Source organism: Stenotrophobium rhamnosiphilum (genome assembly GCF_003052265.1).
GTDB classification, from domain to species: domain Bacteria; phylum Pseudomonadota; class Gammaproteobacteria; order Nevskiales; family Nevskiaceae; genus Stenotrophobium; species Stenotrophobium rhamnosiphilum.
The window spans coordinates 356396-374421 of record NZ_QANS01000002.1; the positions used below are offsets into that span (position 1 = coordinate 356396).

The following is an 18026-nucleotide window of genomic DNA, read 5'->3' on the forward strand; positions in this document are numbered from 1 at the left end:
CCGATTACTTCATATTCGCGCGCAGTGCCGCTTCGACTTCTGAGCGTTCAGCAGCAACTTGAATCAGATCTTTCAGACCGCCCTGAATAATGACGTCTGGATCTTTCAAGCCATTGCCGGTGAGCGTGCAGACGATGGTGCTGCCATCTGCGATCTTGCCGTTCTTGATATCGCGCAGTGCGCCGCACAACGATGCTGCCGAAGCAGGCTCGCAGAACACGCCTTCGGTGCCAGCGAGCAAACGCTGCGTTGCGAGGATGTCTGCGTCAACGCATTCATCAAACCAACCGCCAGATTCTTTCTGCACTTTCCAAGCGTGATCCCATGACTGCGGATCGCCGATGCGGATCGCAGTAGCGATGGTCTCTGGATCTTTCACGATGCCGCCGCGCAGAAACGGTGCAGCGCCTGCAGCCTGATAGCCAACCATCTTCGGGCGACCGTGCGTTGCGGTGCCGAGCTTGTAGCCTTCCATGCTGGCGGAGGTGCGGATGCCAACGGATTCGCTGTAGCCCATCCAGTACGCAGTGATGTTGCCTGCGTTGCCGACAGGCAAGCAGTGATAGTCCGGCGCACGGCCGAGTGCTTCGAGAATTTCGAACGCGGCGGTCTTCTGGCCTTGCAGGCGATACGGGTTGATCGAGTTAACAATCGCAACCGGCGTAGTCTGCGCGACTTCTTTCACTAGACGCATGCCATCGTCGAAGTTGCCTTTGATCTGCACGACAACCGCGCCATGCACGACAGCCTGTGCAAGCTTGCCAAGTGCAATCTTGCCATCAGGAATCAGCACGAATGCCGTCACGCCTGCACGCACGGCGTAGGCCGCAGCAGCTGCAGAAGTGTTGCCGGTCGATGCGCAGATGATCGCGCGTGAACCGCGATGCACAGCATCGGTTACTGCCGAGGTCATGCCGCGATCTTTGAACGAGCCGGTTGGGTTCAGACCTTCGAACTTCACATAGATCTCGCCGCCAAAACCAACCTTCTTAGGCAGGTTCTCAAGCTTGATCAGCGGCGTGCGGCCTTCACCGAGCGCGATGGCGCGAACGTCTGGTCCAAAAGGCAGGCGGTCGCGGTATGCATCAACCAATCCGGTATAGCGAGTCATGTTCTTGTCCTGAGTAAAACTGATCGTTAAAACTTAAAGGGCTTGTCCAACATACGCTTGAGATTGTCGCTGACCTGCGGCCACTCTTCACGCGTGATGCTGAAGTAGACGGTGTGGCGAATACGTCCGCCCTGCACCACCATGTGATTCCTGAAAATACCTTCTTGCGTTGCGCCAATACGCGCAATCGCAGCACGAGATTTCTCGTTGAGCGAATCGGTCTTCAACTCCACCCGATTCAACTTCAACGTTTCAAACGCATGCTTCAACAACAAAATTTTGCACTCGGTATTTACTGGGGTGCGTTGAACACTGCCGGTGTACCAAGTCCAACCAATCTCTGCACTGCGATGCACGGCAGCGATATTGCCAAAACGCGTGCTACCGACAATGCGTCCATCGTGCTTCGTGCGAATCACAAACGGCAAAGCTTTGCCCGCCTGCTGATCCTTTAACGCTTCTTCAATCCACTTGCGCATCGGCTCATCACCGGCGCATGACGTTGGAAACCAACGAAACAACACTTCATCCGAACCCGCTTCACAAAGCCCGGCATGATGCTCAATCTGCATCGGCTCCAAAGTCACATAAGTGCCTTGGAGCGTGACCGGCAAAAATTCCGGAATGCTGAGATCGCCTGCCATGACTGTGCCCAGCTGAGTTCGCGAACGAACTCAGTCGTTGAAATGCTCCACGCGGAAGCGCGACACACCAGCGTGAACGAAAGGCAGTGACTGCATTTCGACCAGCGCTTCATTGAATTTCTTTTCTTGCACAACCGACGTGATGATCGCGATCGTGGCGTCTTCATCGTCGCGTGGTTCGCGCTGGATGATCGCTTCGATGCTGATGTCATGAGCAGCGAGGATCGCAGTGATGCGCGACAGCACGCCCGCTTCATCCGCCACCTGCAGGCGCAGGTAATGCGCGCTCTGTACATCGTCCATTGCGACCAGCGGCAGTTCGCGAATGGCGTCTGGCTGAAAGCCCAGCGACGGCACGAAGTGCTTGGCATCAGCTGCGAGCAGGCGCGCGGCATCAACCAGATCGGCAACCACGGCCGAAGCCGTTGCATCACCACCTGCACCACGACCGTAGAAGCCAACCTGACCCACCGCATTGCCCTTGAGCAATACCGTATTCAGAACGCCATCCACTTTCGCCAGCAATTTATTTTCAGGAATCAGCGTTGGCTGCACGCGCACTTCAACACCGTTGTCGCCACGCTTGGCGATGCCCAGATGTTTGATGCGATAGCCCATCGCCTGCGCGATGGTGATGTCCTGCGGCGTCACTTTGGTGATGCCTTCGGTGTTGACTGACTTGAACGACAGCGGCGTGCCAAACGCGCTGGCGGCAAGAATGGTGAGCTTGTGTGCAGCGTCGATGCCTTCGACATCGAAGGTTGGATCCGCTTCGGCATAGCCGAGCTTCTGCGCCTGTGCGAGCGCATCGGCGAAGCTCTCGCCCTTCTCCGTCATCTGCGTGAGGATGTAGTTGCCGGTGCCGTTGATGATGCCGGCGAGGCTTTCGATGCGGTTGCCCGCCATGCCTTCGCGGATCGCCTTGATCACGGGAACGCCACCAGCAACAGCAGATTCAAACGCGACGATCACGCCTTTGGCGCGAGCAGCGGCGAAAATTTCATTGCCCTGTTCCGCGATCAACGCTTTGTTAGCAGTGACGACATGTTTGCCGCGTGCGATCGCGGCAAGGATCAATTCGCGTGCGACATCCTTGCCACCGATGAGCTCAACGACGACATCGACGTCGGCATCGCGTGCAATCGTCATCGGGTCAGCAGCAATCGTAATGCCAGTGAGGTCGCAATCACGCTGGCGCGACAGATCACGCGCAGACGCGTGCGTCACCACAATCGGGCGACCAACGCGGCGTTCAATTTCTGCAGCGTTGTTCTTGAGAAGACGGACGACGCCTTGGCCGACGGTGCCGAGACCGATAACACCTACGCGAACTGCATTACTCATAACCATTTCACCTAAAAAGTTCATGCCATCCGTGGCGCAACTGCATGCCATTAACGGCCACCTGCCCGCACATCCATGTGCGGTCGTTCGGCGGGGCCGACTGCCATTCAAGGCAGTCGTCCTTGATCCGCCTCACCCATTTCACCTACGCAAATTCTTGCCTTTTAAGGCAGCCGTCCCTGTATCTGCATTGACGCTGGGATTGGGGACGGAAAAAGGGGCGGTATTATCGATTCAGACCCCTGATATTGCAAAGAAACCGGCGGTTAATTACCGCTAAGTTTTGCCCCGGGCGTGGTTTCACGTTTAGGCAGGAATCGCATGGGGTCTACCGGCTGGCCGCGCTCGCGGATTTCAAAGTGCAGGAACGGCTTGTTTTCAGGCCCATTTCCGAGCTCGCCGATCGGCTGACCAGCAGTCACCACATCGCCTTCGTTTACGTTGCGGTGGCGGTTGTAGCTGTAGGCCGACAAGTAGGTGTCGTTGTGCTTGATGATGATCAGCTCGCCATAACCCTTGAGGGCATTGCCGCTGTACACCACTCGACCCGGCGCGGCTGCAAACACCGGCTGACCGAAATTTCCACCGAAATCCAAGCCCTTAAAGCCCGCTTGTGGGGCATAAGTTTTGAGAATGGTGCCCGTTGTTGGCCAAAACCACTCAAAACCACTGCTGGCGGCGGATGGAGGCACCGTAAACACGGGCGTTGCGACTGGGGCCGACGGGGTCACAATGACGCTCGGACTCGCCGGCACAATCACTGATGGCACCGGCTTGGACGCAACTCGCTCGGCATCAGACGGCGACTGAGGCCGGCTGACCGGTGGTGACACCGTGACAGGCTTAGCAGCTGGGCGATCTGTTCGAGGCTTGAGCCTCAATACTTTGCCCGGAATGATTCGAAAGTCCGAATCGATGCCATTCCAACTGGCGAGCTCGTGATAGTCGATCTGGTTGCGAAAAGCGATGGAGTACAGCGTGTCGCCGGGACGCACGGTGTAGCTGTCGCCATCGGAGCGGCGCACTTGAGCAGCGGCTGCGGGCGTACGTCCTGCAGAGCTGGTGCGCTGCGCCGGTTCATTGCCCCAACGCATCAATCCGCTACAGGCACTCAAGCTCAACAAGAGGACCGGCAGCAAACATTGCGCGATCCGACGCTGCATCGCTTTTAGACCTTGCCCGCGAGTAGCGGCACAAAGCTGACGGAAGCCAGATCCGTTTCCTTCATGCCAGCGGTGGTGTGTTCAATCAGTCGCAGCGACTGACGCCCTTGCGGGCCTACGGGAATAATCAGGCGACCACCGAGCGCTAATTGCGCCAACAAAGCAGGCGGCACTTTTTCAGCGCCCGCAGTGACGATGATGCCGTCGTAAGGCGCATAAGGCAGCCAACCGCCCATGCCGTCGGCGTAGCCGAAATGCACATTGCGATAGCCCATCGCCGTCATACGTTTGCGCGCGATTTCTGTCAGCGGCTTGATACGTTCAACGCTGAATACGGTCTCGACCAGTTCTGCCAACACTGCAGTCTGATAGGCGCTGCCCGTACCAATTTCCAAAACACGCTTGAGCTTTTTGCCGTCAAGCAACGCCTGCGTCATCAAGGCAACAACGACCGGCTGTGAGATGGTTTGCGCGTGACCAATCGGCAACGCGGAATTTTCGTAAGCGCGTTCTTTCAACGCTTCATCGACAAATTCATGGCGCGGCACTTTCTCCATGACCTTGAGCACGCGCTCATCATGAATGCCTTCGGCGCGCAGTTTTTCGATGAGCCCTGCGCGACGATTCGCGGAGAGATAACCGTGTCCACGTGCGGCGGCGGCCTGTCTGTAAACGTAGTTCATAGACTTTGCGCCCAGCCTTGCAGACGCTCGACAGCACTGTGTCGCGTGAGATCAACCAACAGCGGCGTAATGGACACGCGCTTGTTGGCGACTGCATAAAAATCTGTGCCGGGGCCGCAATCTGCTTCTGCACCTGCAGCGCCAATCCAATAAATGGTGCGGCCGCGTGGGTCTTGTGACTTCGTCACATCGCCCGAGCGATGACGATTGCCGAGGCGCGTGACTTCAAAACCTTGCAGCTCTTCCCAAGGAACGTCTGGCACATTGATATTCAGAATGGTGTCGCCGGGCAAACGATCTTCTTGCAAACGATCAATCAAACGCAGCGTTACGCGCGCAGCGGTGTCGTAATGCTTGGGGTTCACTGCAACGGTAGAGATCGCGATGGCCGGAAAGCCGAGATGACGTCCTTCCATTGCTGCCGCGACAGTGCCGGAATACAACGTGTCGTCTCCGAGATTCGCGCCAGCATTGATGCCAGACACAACCATCTCTGGCGCTTGATCCATCAGCGTCGTCAGCGCGAGATAAACGCAGTCGCTAGGTGTGCCATCAACGCAGATCACACCATCCGCATGCTTCTGCACACGCAGAGGATTCAGCAGCGTCAGCGAGTTGCTCGCGCCACTGCGGTTACGGTCAGGCGCCACGACGTCGACAGTGTGTCGCGTCAGCAAATGTTCTTGCAGGCAACGCAGGCCTGGAGCCGTGCAGCCATCGTCATTGGAAAGCAGGATGCGCATCTAGATTCGAGTCGAAAAATCAGCGTCAGTTTAGCTTGATCACCGCTATCATTGGGTGACCGTTTTAATCATTGAAAGCGGCACTCGCAAAACCTCTTTGCCTAGTAGCGCTCGTTGGTTTTGATTAATTAATGCAATTATATGCAAATATTTATTAACATCAATGCTAAGGCGCCGAATTGGGCAGCTAACGCGGTCCAGCAGGACTCGGAATGACGAAGAAATTGCCGGACGATGGAGATGATGCGGAGCTATTCCGCGCGGCCATCGCGGGCGTCAAACCACTGGCTGTCAGCCATCACGCGCACGAACGCCCCAAACCTTCTGCTCGACCACTGCAAAAAGAAGCGGACGAGCGCGCCGTACTTGCTGAGCTACTGAACGATCCAGAACCAGACATGCTGGAGAGCGGCGACACGCTGATCTATCAAGGCCCAGGTCTGCAAGACGGCGTATTCCGCAAACTGCGGCGCGGGCAATTTCACATGCAGTCAGAACTGGATCTGCACGGTTTCAATCGCGCAGGAGCGAAGCTAGTACTGACGGAGTTTCTCGCGCATTGTCAGGATCGAGGCTATCGCAGTGTTCGGATCATTCATGGCAAGGGGAATGGATCACCGAATAGTGGGCCGGTGATCAAAACGCATTTGGATAGTTGGTTGCGCAAGCGAAAGGATGTGTTGGCGTTTTGTTCGGCGCGGCCAGTGGATGGCGGCACTGGGGCTGTTTACGTATTGCTACGGTCGACTAGCTAGCTGTCATTCCCGCGAAGGCGGGAATCCAGTTCTGGCTTTTTACGCGCTGCGCGAGGCTACTGCCTGTACTGATTGAGACGGCGTGTTCCGCACTGTGGTGCGGGTTACTTTCTTTGGCGCAAAGAAAGTAACCAAAGAAACATCACCAGCCCACTTTTACGGTGTTTGGGAATGGGGCTGATACGTTTGCAGCATTAACTCTTAATGCAAGAAACAGGTAACCGCTTCAGCATTTAGTCTTAGCAATCGCGGCAGCTCGGCTCATTCGATACAACACTTCAGGATCTTGCTGTAACTCTCAAAGCAAGATCCCTCACTGCGTTCGGGATGACAATCCTTAGTTGGTTGCCGCTTATAACGAATGAGCCGCGCGAATTCATCGTTCGCACAAATGCTGAAGCGGTTACCCGTTTCTCACATCGAGAAATTGAATGGCGAACGTATCAACCCCAATCCTATTAAAGACACAAGTGGATTGAGGTGCTTTCTTTGGTTACTTTCTTTGCACCAGCAAAGAAAGTAACCCGCACCACAGTGCGGAACACGCCGTCTCAATCAGAACAGGTAGTAGCCCGCGAAGCGCTCACAAAACCCAAAATCAGGGCAGCGAATCCGCACTCGAATGCCGCAACTCAAGCGCTAGCTGCTGCAAGACCTGATGGAACCGCTCCTCCCCCGCCATACGCGCAATCTGCAAACTGCCTTGTAGCGCAGCGCCGATCTCGACAGCTTTGTGGCGAGAGTCACCGATGAAATTGAGGCTACCTTGCGCACGCCCCGCGTCCAGCGTCTCAATCAACCACTCAAAAATTTCACGCATCAGCAAACGCGCTTCGTGACGCATGACTTCTGGGATTGCTTCGAACTCACTACTCAACACACCACCGGGACAAATCTTTGAACCTGCAACTGCGTATTCAACGTAAGTTTGAAAATGCGCGTTGAGACGATCCCAAGCGTTGCTCAAACGTGCGACTTCATCGGTCCAATCGCGAAAGCGTTGGCGATAGCGTTTAACCAAGGCAACGCCGAGATCTTCTTTACCTGGGAAGTGGTAATGAATCGCAGCATTGCGGATGCCGAGCTGCACGGCGATGTGCTGATAGCTGAAGGCGTTGTAGCCGCGACGCTGCAGAAGTTCTTCTGCGGCGTTGAGAATTTCTTCGCGCGTGTCACGGCCTAGACGCATGCCGCGTTTACGAGCTTCAGTCGGTTTAAGAATATCCAGCATGATTGCAGTATACCCTCGCCACTCGCTCTAGCTAGCGGGGCCTAAAAGGACAACGGCGTGTGCCGCGATGCCTTCTTTACGGCCGATGTGGCCCATGCCTTCGTTGGTGGTGGCTTTAACGTTAACAACATCAACGCTTACGCTCATATCCTGTGCCAACACAGCCTGCATCGCCTGCGTGTACGGCGACACGCGTGGCACCTGCGCAATCAGCGTTAGATCTGCATTGACCACAGCAAAACCTTTGGCTTTGACGCGTGACATCACTTCTTTGAGCAATTCGCGGCTGTTGATGCCTTTGAACTGCGCATCGGTGTCTGGGAACAGTTTGCCAATATCACCGCCGCCAATCGCGCCAAGCAGTGCATCGCAGAGCGCGTGAATCATCGCGTCACCGTCAGAGTGAGCAATGATGCGGTACTTGCACTCAATCCAGACGCCACCGAGCGTAACGCCCTCGCCTGCTTCGATGCGATGCGCATCAAAACCATGACCGATGCGAAGACTGAATGCGTTCACGGTTGCTGCTCCTGTCGCGCCAGCCAGAATTCGGCAACGGCGAGGTCTTCTGCGTAGGTGACTTTGATGTTGCTGTCGCGACCGCGAACGAGACGCGGCGTATAGCCGGCACGTTCCATCGCACTAGCTTCGTCGGTCACTTCAAGGCCGCGCTCGGCGCATTCCTTAAGGGAACTCATCAGCAAATCGAGTCTGAAAATCTGTGGCGTTTGTGCACGCCAGATAAATTCACGATCAACCGTCGAACTGACTTTGCCTTGTTTGGATTTTTTCAGCGTGTCGGTCACTGGCAATGCGAGCAGGCCGCCGTGTTCGTCATCGGCTTCTTCACGCAGGCGTTCGATATCCGCCCACTCCACGCAAGGACGTGCAGCATCGTGAACCATCACGAAAACTTCTTCGAAACCTTGCGTACGCGCAGCAACAGCTTCCAGTCCTGCGAGCACAGAATCAGCACGCGCAACACCACCATGCGTCGTCACGATTTTGGGATGGCGTGCAATCGGTAGCTTGGAATATTCCTGATCGTTCTTGGCCAGTACCAGCACCACGCCGTCGATATGATCATGATCAAGAAACGACGCAAGGCTCCATTCCAAAATCGTGCGGCCACGCAGCGGCAGATATTGCTTGGGGCGATTAAGGCCCATGCGCGTGCCGCCGCCAGCAGCAGGAATGACGGCCCAATAACGAGGAGTTTGATTCACAGTGTTGTCACGCCAACTCTAGGGTTCGACTACGAGGTAGAACGTTTCACCCTGGCGGATCATGCCCATCGTTGTACGCGCACGCGCTTCGATGGCTTGTACACCGGAATTGAGATCAGCGACTTCAGCATCCAGCGCAGCATTGCGCACTTTCAGCTTTTCATTTTCAGCGCGTTGCTCATCAACCTGCACTTGCAGGCGATGCGTGTGCGCGATACCGCCGTCAGCAACCCAGAGTCGCCACTGCAGCCCTGCCAGAAGCAGGGCTAACAGAATGACGGCGAATCTGGGCATGACTTCGTCTTATATCTTGACCGGGAAAGCCGACTTCCCGGGGTAGCGTGCGCGCTTGCCGAGCTGACGCTCGATACGCAGCAGCTGGTTGTACTTGGCCATACGATCCGAGCGGCACAGTGAGCCGGTCTTGATCTGCGTGGCGGCGGTGCCGACTGCGATGTCTGCAATCGTGCTGTCTTCGGTTTCGCCCGAGCGATGTGAAACTACGCTGGAGTAACCGGCGTCGGTTGCCATCTGAATGGCTTCCAGCGTTTCGGTCAGCGTGCCGATCTGGTTCGGCTTGATCAGGATCGAGTTGCCGATGTCCTTGGCAATACCCTTCGACAGGATGCTGGTGTTGGTAACGAACAAATCGTCGCCAACCAACTGCACCTTGCTACCAAGCTTCTTGCTCAGCAGTTCCCAACCCTTCCAATCGTTTTCGGCGCAGCCGTCTTCAACCGAGATCACTGGATACTTGGCGCAGATCTTGGCGAGGAAATCGGTGAACTGGTCCGGCGTGAATTCTTTGCCTTCGCCGTGCAGGTGGTATTTGCCGTTCTTGAAGAATTCGCTGGAAGCAACGTCGAGGCCGAGATAAATATCTTTGCCTGCCTTGTAGCCAGCCTTGTCGATCGCTTCCATCAAGCAATCGAGTGCAGCAACGTTGGAAGCGAGGTTTGGGGCAAAACCGCCTTCGTCACCCACTGCGGTGTTGAGCTTGCGTGCTTTCAGAACCTGCTTCAGCGTGTGGAAAATTTCCGTGCCCTGACGCAGTGCTTCGGAGAAGCTCGACGCGCCGACTGGCAGAATCATGAATTCCTGAATGTCGACGTTGTTGTCAGCGTGCGCGCCGCCGTTGATGACGTTCATCATCGGCACAGGCAGCGTTACGCTGGAGATGCCGCCGAGGTGCTGATACAGCGGCAGATAATTTTCTTCTGCAGCCGCTTTAGCAGCAGCCAGCGACACCGCAAGAATTGCGTTGGCGCCGAGACGTGCCTTGTTAGGCGTGCCGTCGAGATCAATCATGCGCTGGTCGAGGTCGCCCTGACGCTGTGCGTCGAGACCAATCACAGCTTTAGCGATTTCGCCTTCAGCGTGCTTAACAGCTTTGCGAACGCCCTTGCCACCAAAGCGCTTCTTGTCACCATCGCGCAGCTCAACGGCTTCGCGAGTACCGGTCGACGCGCCCGATGGCGCAGCCGCACGACCACGTGCGCCGGATTCAAGAACAACTTCTGCTTCAATCGTCGGATTGCCGCGTGAGTCGATAATTTCCAGCGCTGTGACTTCAGTAATTTTTGACATGTTTAAGTTAGATTTCTTCGATGAGTGACGAGGTAATGAGTTCTTACTTGAGCTTCGTTTCGAGCAGACCGCTCTTCTTGGTAACGCGATCCAGCTCCACCAAGGTTTCGATCAGCGAGTCCATATGCTTGAGTGGCAGCGAGTTCGGGCCGTCGCACAAAGCTTCATCAGGACGCGGGTGCGTTTCCATGAACACGCCGGCAACGCCAGCGCTGACAGCGGCGCGTGCGAGCACTGGAATCATTTCGCGCATACCACCAGAAGCATTGCCCTGACCGCCGGGCAACTGCACGGTGTGGGTCGCGTCGAAAACCACCGGTGCGTACTCGCGCATGATGGCGAGGCCACGCATGTCAGCGACGAGATTGTTGTAGCCGAAGGTGAAGCCACGCTCGCACAGCATGAACTGATGCGGTGCAACGGCTTTCATTTTTTCGATCACGTTGCCCATTTCCCATGGCGACATGAACTGGCCTTTCTTGACGTTGATCGGACGACCGGTCTTGGCAACGTTCTGCATGAAATTGGTCTGACGGCAGAGGAAGGCTGGCGTCTGGATCACGTCGATCACAGCAGCGACTTCGTTCAGCGGGGTGTCTTCATGCACGTCGGTGAGCACTGGCACGCCGATCTGCTTTTTGACCTTCTCCATGATCTTCAGGCCTTCTTCAATGCCGGGGCCGCGGTAGCTCTTGTGAGAGGTGCGGTTGGCTTTGTCGAACGAGCCTTTGAAGATGTAGAGAATGCCGTGCTTCTTGCACAGCGGCGCGATGTAGCCAGCGACGTCGAGTGCGAGCTGTTCAGATTCCAGCGTGTCTGGGCCTGCGATCAGGAAGAGCGGATGTTCAATACCTACATCGTGGCCACAAAGCTTCATGCTGCTTTCACCTTATTGCTGGCTGAAGCGCCAGCGCTGTTTGGATTGCCCGCCTGATTGGCAAGATGATACTCACGCGCGGCACTGACGAAGCCTTCGAACAGCGGATGGCCGTCACGTGGCGTCGATGTAAATTCTGGATGGAACTGGCAAGCCACGAACCAAGGATGATCTGGCAGCTCGATCATTTCGATCAGCGAACCATCTTCTGATTCACCGACCAACGCCATGCCCTTCTGCGTCAGCTGCTCGCGATAGTTGTTGTTGAACTCGTAGCGATGACGATGACGTTCGCTAATCAGTTCAGCGTTATACAACGCACGTGATTTGGAACCGGCTTTGAGGCGGCAAGTCTGCACACCCAAACGCATCGTGCCGCCCTTGTCGGACTGCGAGCTGCGCTGCTGCACTGAGCCTGCGGCATCACGCCACTCAGTGACGAGTGCAATAACCGGATGCGGCGACTTGGGCGCGAACTCAGTGCTGTGCGCGCCTTCGAGACCTGCAACGTTGCGCGCGAATTCAATCGCAGCAACCTGCATACCGAGGCAAATGCCCAAGTATGGAATTTTGTTTTCACGTGCATAGCGTGCAGCGGCAATCTTGCCTTCTACACCGCGCTCACCGAAACCACCGGGAACGAGGATGGCGTCAGCGCCTTGCAACAAGCGTGTGCCTTGGCCTTGTACGGCTTCGGATTCCACATAGCGAATCTTCACGCGCGTGCGCGTGTGTAGACCGGAGTGGTACAGCGCTTCGTTGATAGATTTATAGGCGTCTGCGAGATCGACGTATTTGCCGACCATCGCGACTTCAATCTCGGTATCCATAGCTGTGCGCGCATTAACCACACGCTCCCACTGACTCAGATCGGCTTGACGGCATTCCAGACCAAAATGCTCGACGACGAAATCGTCCAAACCCTGCTGATTGAGCCAGCCCGGAATCTTGTAGATATCGTCCAAATCCACAGCCGAGATAACGGCGCGATTCGGCACGTTGGTGAACAGCGAAATTTTGCGGCGCTCGGACTCTGGCAGTGAACGCTCAGTACGGCACAGCAGCACGTCTGGCTGAATACCAATCGAGCGCAACTCTTTAACAGAGTGCTGCGTCGGCTTGGTCTTGAGCTCGCCGGAAGCTTTTACAAACGGCACCAGCGTGAGGTGCATGAACAGCGCATTCTTCTGATTGCTGCCGTTATTGAGTTCAACCGCCATCTGACGGATTGCCTCAAGGAAAGGCAGCGATTCGATGTCGCCCACCGTACCGCCGATTTCCACCATGCAAACATCAGCGCCCTGTGCGGCGATACGGATGCGGGTCTGGATTTCGTCGGTGATGTGCGGAATCACCTGGATGGTGCTACCGAGATAATCGCCACGGCGTTCTTTCTCAAGAACGTTGCGATAGATCTGGCCAGTGGTGACGTTGCTCTTGCGGCTGGTCTTGCTGCGCAGGTAGCGCTCGTAGTGGCCCAGATCCAAGTCCGTTTCAGCGCCATCTTCAGTAACAAAGACTTCGCCGTGTTGGAACGGACTCATCGTGCCCGCATCGACATTGATGTACGGATCGAGCTTGATGATGTGGACTTTGAGGCCGCGCGATTCAAGGATCGCGCCTAGCGAGGCAGCGGCGATACCCTTACCTAGCGAGGACACCACGCCTCCAGTAACAAAGATGTAGCGCGTATTCGTCTCGGCGGTCATGAGTGAGCTGTTCTAGTTCGTAAGACGTTATTTTACGCTAGCAGCAGGGTGATCTGCACCCGTGTTGGTGCAAAAAATGTCGCCCGGCCGCATTTCAGTGCAGACCGGGCGACGGCCCATCAACATTCGAGCTTAGGCTGTGGGCAGCTTGTAGCCTTTGAAATCCTCACGCAGCTTGGTTTTCAGCAGCTTTCCGGTGGCGGTGTGCGGCAACTGGTCGACGAAGGCGACGTCGTCCGGCATCCACCATTTGGCGATCTTGCCCTCGTAGAACTTGAGCAGTTCCTCGCGGGTCACTTCCTGCCCCGGCTTTTTGACGATGATCAGCAACGGGCGCTCATCCCATTTGGGGTGATAAATGCCGATGACGGCCGCCTCTTGTACCGCCGCATGGCCGATGGCGACGTTTTCCAGATCGATCGAGCTAATCCACTCGCCGCCGGACTTGATCACGTCCTTGGAGCGGTCGGTAATCTGGATATAACCATCCGGGTCCAAGGTGGCGACGTCGCCCGTCGGGAACCAGCCGTCGACCAGCGGGCTGTTCTCGCCACGGTAATAGTGGTCGATGATCCACGGGCCTTTGACCAGCAAGTCACCAAAAGCCTTGCCGTCACGCGGCAGTTCCTTTCCATCGGCGTCCACAATCTTGAGGTCAACACCGTAAATCACACGACCAGCCTTGGTGCGGATCGCGAACTGCTCGTCCGCGCTCAGTTTCAGATGCTTTTCTTTCAGCGTGTTGTAAGTGCCCAGCGGCGACATTTCGGTCATGCCCCAGCCTTGGCTGAGTTCGACGCCGTAGTCGTCCTTGAAGGCCTTCATCAGCGCAGGCGGCAATGCCGAACCACCGACGACCGAGCGCCAAGGCTTGCGGAATTTCAGGCCGTTCTTCTGAAGATGCTGCAACAGGCCGAGCCAGACCGTCGGCACGCCGGCTGAGAAGGTCACGCTTTCCGATTCAAACAACTCATAGAGACTAGCGCCATCGAGGCCCGGGCCGGGGAACACCAGCTTGGCACCGACCATGGAACAGGAATACGGCGAGCCCCAAGCATTGACGTGGAACATTGGCACCACCGGCAACACCACATCGCGCGAGGACAGGCACATCACGTCCGGCAGACAGGTGGCATAGGCATGCAGGATCGTCGAGCGATGGCTATAGAGCACGCCTTTGGGGTTGCCCGTCGTGCCGGATGTGTAGCACAGCACTGCGGCGGTGTTTTCATCAAAGCTCGGCCATTCAAACGTGTCGTTCTCGGCTTCCAATAATTCTTCGTAGCAGATCGGCGTCACGCCCTTGATCGTGGGCATATGCGCACGATCCGTCAGTGCCACCCATCCCTTCACCGTTGGACAGTGAGGTGCGAGCGCTTCAACCAGCGGAGCAAAGGACAGATCGAAGAAGACGTATTTGTCTTCAGCGTGATTAACGATCCAGCCGAGTTGCTCAGGGAACAAACGGGGATTCACCGTGTGCAAGATCGCGCCAGATCCGGAGACGGCGAAATACAGTTCGAAATGGCGATAGCCGTTCCATGCCAACGTGGCCACGCGATCTTCCGACTTCACACCCAAACGCTTCAGCGCATTGGCCAGCTTGCGCGAGCGTGTATGGGCATCGCTGTAGGTATAGCGATGAATATCACCTTCACAACGACGCGATACAATTTCAACATCGCCGTGATAACGATCCGCATGTTTCACCAGCGACGAAATCATCAACGGCATACTCATCATCTGACCCAGCATGTGCATCTCCTCTTATATTTTTGGTGCTACTTTTTAAACGTCGCTCCATGTAATGCGGAGCTTACGGCGTGCCAATTCTGCAGACCATTCCGGGCCAAGCCAGCGATCCGCTACAGAAACCAAACGTCCTTCTGAATAAATCAGCGGCGTTCTTAGACGCTGCCATTGTGGGACAGCAGCTTCTTGAAAAAGATTCTTCAGCGTTCGCGTGCGAGACGCCCCACCCGTTCGGAGAGTTTCGCCACCGCTTGGAAAGCGAATTGTTAAGAGATGCGGCAGCGGCTTGCGCGAACTGGACGTCAGCGCACCACAACCTTCTGGCAACTCAAGTCGACCTTTACCATCCCACTGCAACTCAACATCGTGCGGCGCCTTCAGTAACGGCGCCATAACATACAACTCATCGCGATAACGACGGAATTCATACGCACCACAGTTCAGCAGCGGCTGCGCATCAATACGTGCCTGTAAAACTTCGCGCTCCAAGCGTTGCAGCATCGCAGCAGCAGGCGCTTCGAAACCTCGCTCATTCAACCAATAGCGTATGGCATTCCGGCGACGTGCGGTACTTAAGTTTTGCAATGAAACAACACTGAGTGTTTCATTGCGTTGCAGCGTTTTAAGATCTTGCTGCGCCAACTCATCCAACAGTTCATTGGCCTCCGCGCAATGCTCTGCTGCGCGCGCAAGACTTACATCCGCTTGCGGCCAATGCTCACGCAAGCGCGGCAACACATCCTGACGCAGATACGAGCGCGCATAACGCGGTGAATAGTTATGTGGATCTTCAATCCATTTCAGCTTCGCGCTTTTTGCGTAAGCCAGAATCTCTGTACGCGGCGTTTGCAACAAAGGACGCCACAATGTGCCCGGTGCAAATACAGTCACTGGTCGCATCGCTGCCAACCCGGCAACACCTGCGCCACGCAGCAAACGCAGCAGCACGGTTTCAGCCTGATCATCACGATGGTGCGCGGTCACCAACACATCACCCGCGCGCATCTTTGAACGCAAAGCGTTGTAACGCGCCATACGCGCTGAAGCCTCAGGGCCTGAGGCGTCGGTCGGATCGATTTTTACGTGCAGCACTTCACAAGGCACTTTCAGCTTTCGGCATTGCGCTTGGCATTGCTTGGCCCACGCGTCGGCGGTTTCTTGCAGGCCGTGATGGATGTGTAACGCGTGCAAACCTTTGATGCCTTGTGCGTGCAGCAAGTGCAGTAGCGCTGTGGAGTCCAAACCGCCGCTAAAGGCCAGCCATACGCGAGCGCCTTTGGGCGATGCGGGCATTGGTAGTAGCGATGGGATTTTGGCTGGAGATTTCACGGTTGAAGGGTAGCGCATCAGGGCCGCATCCGCGCCTATTTCCTTTGTGGCCTTTGGCTACTGCCTGCTCCTCTTTGAAGTGACGTCTTTCGCGCTGTGGCGCGAGTGACTTTTCTTTGCGTGCCCAAAGAAAAGTAACCAAAAGAAAGGGCACCCTGCGACTACGCCGGAACAAAAAGCGTTCCGGTTCCCTGCGCTTCTCGCACTGACCGGGGTGCATGACAGGCCATCCATGGCCAGGCATGCACGCTCGGCTCCTGCCTCGCCCGACGCAAGCGTCGGCATTTAACCGATCAGTGCTGTGATGCTCGGCGTTGTCGAAGGGAACCCGGTAAAGCAAAGCCACTTGTACATCTCATCAGCTAGCGAGCGAATGAGCCGTGATGTCGCTCTTCATGCGGACAAAAGTGCCGCCAACACTTTTACTGTTCTCAAGAATAGAAGCGGCCATTGAGGCGATCCTCTCCACATTCACAGCAAGAGTCGCTTTGCTTTTGATGTCGGGCCCCTTCGGCAGCGCCGAGCATCGCAGGCTTGGCCGGTAATAGCCGCGCGAGTAGCGCGGGCGTAGGCAGGATGCCGAAGCGTGCGTGTCTGGACAGGGATGTCCTGTCACGCACCCCGGCCAAGACGAGAAGCACAGGGAACTCCCACGTCTTTTTGTGGGAGCGCGTACGCAGGGTGTGTTTTCTTTGGTTACTTTCTTTGCACAAGCAAAGAAAGTAACTCGCACGGCGTGCGAAACACGCCACTTCAAAGAACAACAGGCACTAGCTCAAAAGACAAACTGGATGCCCGCCTACGCGGGCATGACAGACAAAAAAAGAAACGCGCCTTGCGGCGCGTTTCTCTCTTACTCAATCCCTCTCGCTACGGTGAGGCAGCAAATCAATTAAGCCGACTTCGCCACCGGCGCCGTGTCATACGTGCCATAAGACATTAGTCGGTCATAACGCGTTGCCAACAACTGCGTCATCGGTACATGTCGCAAACGTTCAAGATTGGTGATGAGCTTCTGCTTCAGCGTGCTCATCATCAATGGAACATCACGATGCGCTCCGCCCAGTGGCTCAGGCACAATTTCGTCGATCAACTTAAGGCCAAACAAATCCTTGGCAGTGATCTTCATCGCCTCAGCAGCTTCTGATGCACGACCTGCGTCTTTGAACAGAATCGAAGCGCAGCCTTCTGGCGAAATCACGGAATAGATGCTGTGTTGCAACATCATCACGTGGTCAGCCACGCCGATGGCGAGTGCACCACCAGAACCGCCCTCGCCGATCACCGTCGCCAAAACTGGCGTACGCAGATTCGACAGTTCGATCAAGTTGCGTGCAATGGCTTCTGATTGATTGCGCTGTTCAGCGTCAATACCCGGATACGCGCCCGGCGTGTCGATCAAAGTGATGATCGGCAGATTGAATTTTTCTGCGAGCTGCATGATGCGCAGCGCTTTGCGATAGCCCTCAGGCTTGGGCATGCCGAAGTTGCGATAGACGCGTTCTTTGGCATCGCGACCTTTCTGTTGGCCGATCACAACGCAGGCGCGGCCTTCGAGACGAGCGACGCCGCAAACAATTGCGGGATCGTCGTGATAGTGACGATCGCCGTGCAGCTCTTCCCAATCCGTGAAGATGGTCTTGATGTAATCGAGCGCATAAGGACGATGCGGATGGCGTGCCATCTGCGCGACCTGCCAAGGCGTGAGATTGGAGAAGACCTGCTCGGTCAGCTCCTTGCTCTTTTGCTCTAAGCGCGCGATTTCTTCCGTGAGGCTGACTTCGCTACCGGCGGTGGCGTGACGCAGTTCTTCAATCTTCTGCTGAAGTTCTGCAACGGGCTGTTCAAAATCTAGATAGTTCAGGTTCATAA

At 55.9% G+C, this 18026-nt stretch carries 17 protein-coding genes; 1 reads left to right on the forward strand and 16 read right to left on the reverse strand.

From position 1 onward, the window contains the following. Window positions 1–4: 4 nt before the first annotated feature. The 6 genes from thrC to surE form a co-directional block, all read right to left on the reverse strand. Window positions 5–1111: a threonine synthase gene (gene thrC / locus CJD38_RS05620; RefSeq protein WP_107939334.1), complete on the reverse strand. Its 1107-nt coding sequence runs from the start codon at window positions 1109–1111 to the stop codon at window positions 5–7. 26 nt (window positions 1112–1137) lie between these two features. Further along, window positions 1138–1755, reverse strand: a complete 618-nt coding sequence (locus CJD38_RS05625) for a GNAT family N-acetyltransferase (RefSeq protein ID WP_107939335.1) — start codon at window positions 1753–1755, stop codon at window positions 1138–1140. A 30-nt stretch (window positions 1756–1785) separates the two neighbouring features. Beyond that, window positions 1786–3099, reverse strand: coding sequence for a homoserine dehydrogenase (locus tag CJD38_RS05630; RefSeq protein WP_107939713.1), 1314 nt, complete (start codon window positions 3097–3099; stop codon window positions 1786–1788). Window positions 3100–3365: 266 nt separating this feature from the next. After that, on the reverse strand, window positions 3366–4262 hold the full coding sequence (locus tag CJD38_RS05635) for a peptidoglycan DD-metalloendopeptidase family protein (RefSeq protein ID WP_107939336.1): 897 nt from the start codon (window positions 4260–4262) through the stop codon (window positions 3366–3368). Between the two features lie 5 nt (window positions 4263–4267). Further along, window positions 4268–4945 carry a protein-L-isoaspartate(D-aspartate) O-methyltransferase gene (locus CJD38_RS05640; protein WP_107939337.1) on the reverse strand — a complete coding sequence of 226 codons (678 nt, stop codon included), beginning with the start codon at window positions 4943–4945 and terminating at the stop codon, window positions 4268–4270. Continuing rightward, window positions 4942–5688: a 5'/3'-nucleotidase SurE gene (surE, locus tag CJD38_RS05645; protein ID WP_107939338.1), complete on the reverse strand. Its 747-nt coding sequence runs from the start codon at window positions 5686–5688 to the stop codon at window positions 4942–4944. The genes CJD38_RS05640 and surE overlap by 4 nt, the downstream gene beginning before the upstream one ends. A gap of 212 nt (window positions 5689–5900) precedes the next feature. Here surE and CJD38_RS05650 point away from each other — a divergent pair, with 212 nt between their 5' ends. Next, on the forward strand, window positions 5901–6443 hold the full coding sequence (locus CJD38_RS05650; protein WP_107939339.1) for a Smr/MutS family protein: 543 nt from the start codon (window positions 5901–5903) through the stop codon (window positions 6441–6443). A gap of 598 nt (window positions 6444–7041) precedes the next feature. On the opposite strand, the gene CJD38_RS05655 is transcribed toward CJD38_RS05650, so the two are convergent. From CJD38_RS05655 to CJD38_RS05705, 10 genes are all read right to left on the reverse strand, one after another. Beyond that, a complete protein-coding gene (locus tag CJD38_RS05655; protein ID WP_240783534.1) occupies window positions 7042–7674 on the reverse strand; it encodes a TetR/AcrR family transcriptional regulator in 633 nt (210 codons plus the stop codon). A gap of 27 nt (window positions 7675–7701) precedes the next feature. Continuing rightward, complete coding sequence (gene ispF / locus CJD38_RS05660) at window positions 7702–8193, reverse strand: 2-C-methyl-D-erythritol 2,4-cyclodiphosphate synthase (protein WP_107939340.1); 492 nt, start codon at window positions 8191–8193, stop codon at window positions 7702–7704. Next, the gene (gene ispD / locus CJD38_RS05665; RefSeq protein ID WP_107939341.1) at window positions 8190–8900 is read right to left on the reverse strand and encodes a 2-C-methyl-D-erythritol 4-phosphate cytidylyltransferase; all 711 of its coding nucleotides are present in this window, start codon (window positions 8898–8900) and stop codon (window positions 8190–8192) included. The genes ispF and ispD overlap by 4 nt, the downstream gene beginning before the upstream one ends. Window positions 8901–8918: 18 nt before the next feature. Next, window positions 8919–9194 carry a cell division protein FtsB gene (gene ftsB / locus CJD38_RS05670; protein ID WP_107939342.1) on the reverse strand — a complete coding sequence of 92 codons (276 nt, stop codon included), beginning with the start codon at window positions 9192–9194 and terminating at the stop codon, window positions 8919–8921. A gap of 9 nt (window positions 9195–9203) precedes the next feature. After that, window positions 9204–10487 (reverse strand): phosphopyruvate hydratase, encoded by a 1284-nt coding sequence (gene eno, locus CJD38_RS05675; protein WP_107939343.1) that lies wholly within the window; start codon window positions 10485–10487, stop codon window positions 9204–9206. 43 nt (window positions 10488–10530) lie between these two features. Then, window positions 10531–11364, reverse strand: coding sequence for a 3-deoxy-8-phosphooctulonate synthase (gene kdsA / locus CJD38_RS05680; RefSeq protein ID WP_107939344.1), 834 nt, complete (start codon window positions 11362–11364; stop codon window positions 10531–10533). Then, window positions 11361–13073, reverse strand: a complete 1713-nt coding sequence (pyrG, locus tag CJD38_RS05685; RefSeq protein WP_107939345.1) for a CTP synthase — start codon at window positions 13071–13073, stop codon at window positions 11361–11363. The genes kdsA and pyrG overlap by 4 nt, the downstream gene beginning before the upstream one ends. A 132-nt stretch (window positions 13074–13205) precedes the next feature. Next, window positions 13206–14834: a 3-(methylthio)propionyl-CoA ligase gene (locus CJD38_RS05690; protein WP_107939346.1), complete on the reverse strand. Its 1629-nt coding sequence runs from the start codon at window positions 14832–14834 to the stop codon at window positions 13206–13208. Window positions 14835–14861: 27 nt separating this feature from the next. Continuing rightward, window positions 14862–16172 carry a tRNA lysidine(34) synthetase TilS gene (tilS, locus tag CJD38_RS05695; protein ID WP_107939347.1) on the reverse strand — a complete coding sequence of 437 codons (1311 nt, stop codon included), beginning with the start codon at window positions 16170–16172 and terminating at the stop codon, window positions 14862–14864. An 874-nt stretch (window positions 16173–17046) separates the two neighbouring features. After that, window positions 17047–18024 (reverse strand): acetyl-CoA carboxylase carboxyltransferase subunit alpha, encoded by a 978-nt coding sequence (locus CJD38_RS05705; RefSeq protein ID WP_107939349.1) that lies wholly within the window; start codon window positions 18022–18024, stop codon window positions 17047–17049. Window positions 18025–18026: the final 2 nt, after the last annotated feature.

Bases quoted from the DNA above. Each gene is read 5' to 3' on its own strand.
- kdsA (WP_107939344.1), bottom strand. From the start codon at position 11,364: ATGAAGCTTTGTGGCCACGATGTAGGTATTGAACATCCGCTCTTCCTG.
- CJD38_RS05690 (WP_107939346.1), bottom strand. From the start codon at position 14,834: ATGCACATGCTGGGTCAGATGATGAGTATGCCGTTGATGATTTCGTCG.
- CJD38_RS05625 (WP_107939335.1), bottom strand. From the start codon at position 1,755: ATGGCAGGCGATCTCAGCATTCCGGAATTTTTGCCGGTCACGCTCCAA.
- thrC (WP_107939334.1), bottom strand. From the start codon at position 1,111: ATGACTCGCTATACCGGATTGGTTGATGCATACCGCGACCGCCTGCCT.
- tilS (WP_107939347.1), bottom strand. From the start codon at position 16,172: ATGCGCTACCCTTCAACCGTGAAATCTCCAGCCAAAATCCCATCGCTA.
- CJD38_RS05640 (WP_107939337.1), bottom strand. From the start codon at position 4,945: ATGAACTACGTTTACAGACAGGCCGCCGCCGCACGTGGACACGGTTAT.
- CJD38_RS05655 (WP_240783534.1), bottom strand. From the start codon at position 7,674: ATGCTGGATATTCTTAAACCGACTGAAGCTCGTAAACGCGGCATGCGT.
- eno (WP_107939343.1), bottom strand. From the start codon at position 10,487: ATGTCAAAAATTACTGAAGTCACAGCGCTGGAAATTATCGACTCACGC.
- surE (WP_107939338.1), bottom strand. From the start codon at position 5,688: ATGCGCATCCTGCTTTCCAATGACGATGGCTGCACGGCTCCAGGCCTG.
- CJD38_RS05635 (WP_107939336.1), bottom strand. From the start codon at position 4,262: ATGCAGCGTCGGATCGCGCAATGTTTGCTGCCGGTCCTCTTGTTGAGC.
- CJD38_RS05630 (WP_107939713.1), bottom strand. From the start codon at position 3,099: ATGAGTAATGCAGTTCGCGTAGGTGTTATCGGTCTCGGCACCGTCGGC.
- CJD38_RS05705 (WP_107939349.1), bottom strand. From the start codon at position 18,024: ATGAACCTGAACTATCTAGATTTTGAACAGCCCGTTGCAGAACTTCAG.
- ftsB (WP_107939342.1), bottom strand. From the start codon at position 9,194: ATGCCCAGATTCGCCGTCATTCTGTTAGCCCTGCTTCTGGCAGGGCTG.
- CJD38_RS05650 (WP_107939339.1), top strand. From the start codon at position 5,901: ATGACGAAGAAATTGCCGGACGATGGAGATGATGCGGAGCTATTCCGC.
- pyrG (WP_107939345.1), bottom strand. From the start codon at position 13,073: ATGACCGCCGAGACGAATACGCGCTACATCTTTGTTACTGGAGGCGTG.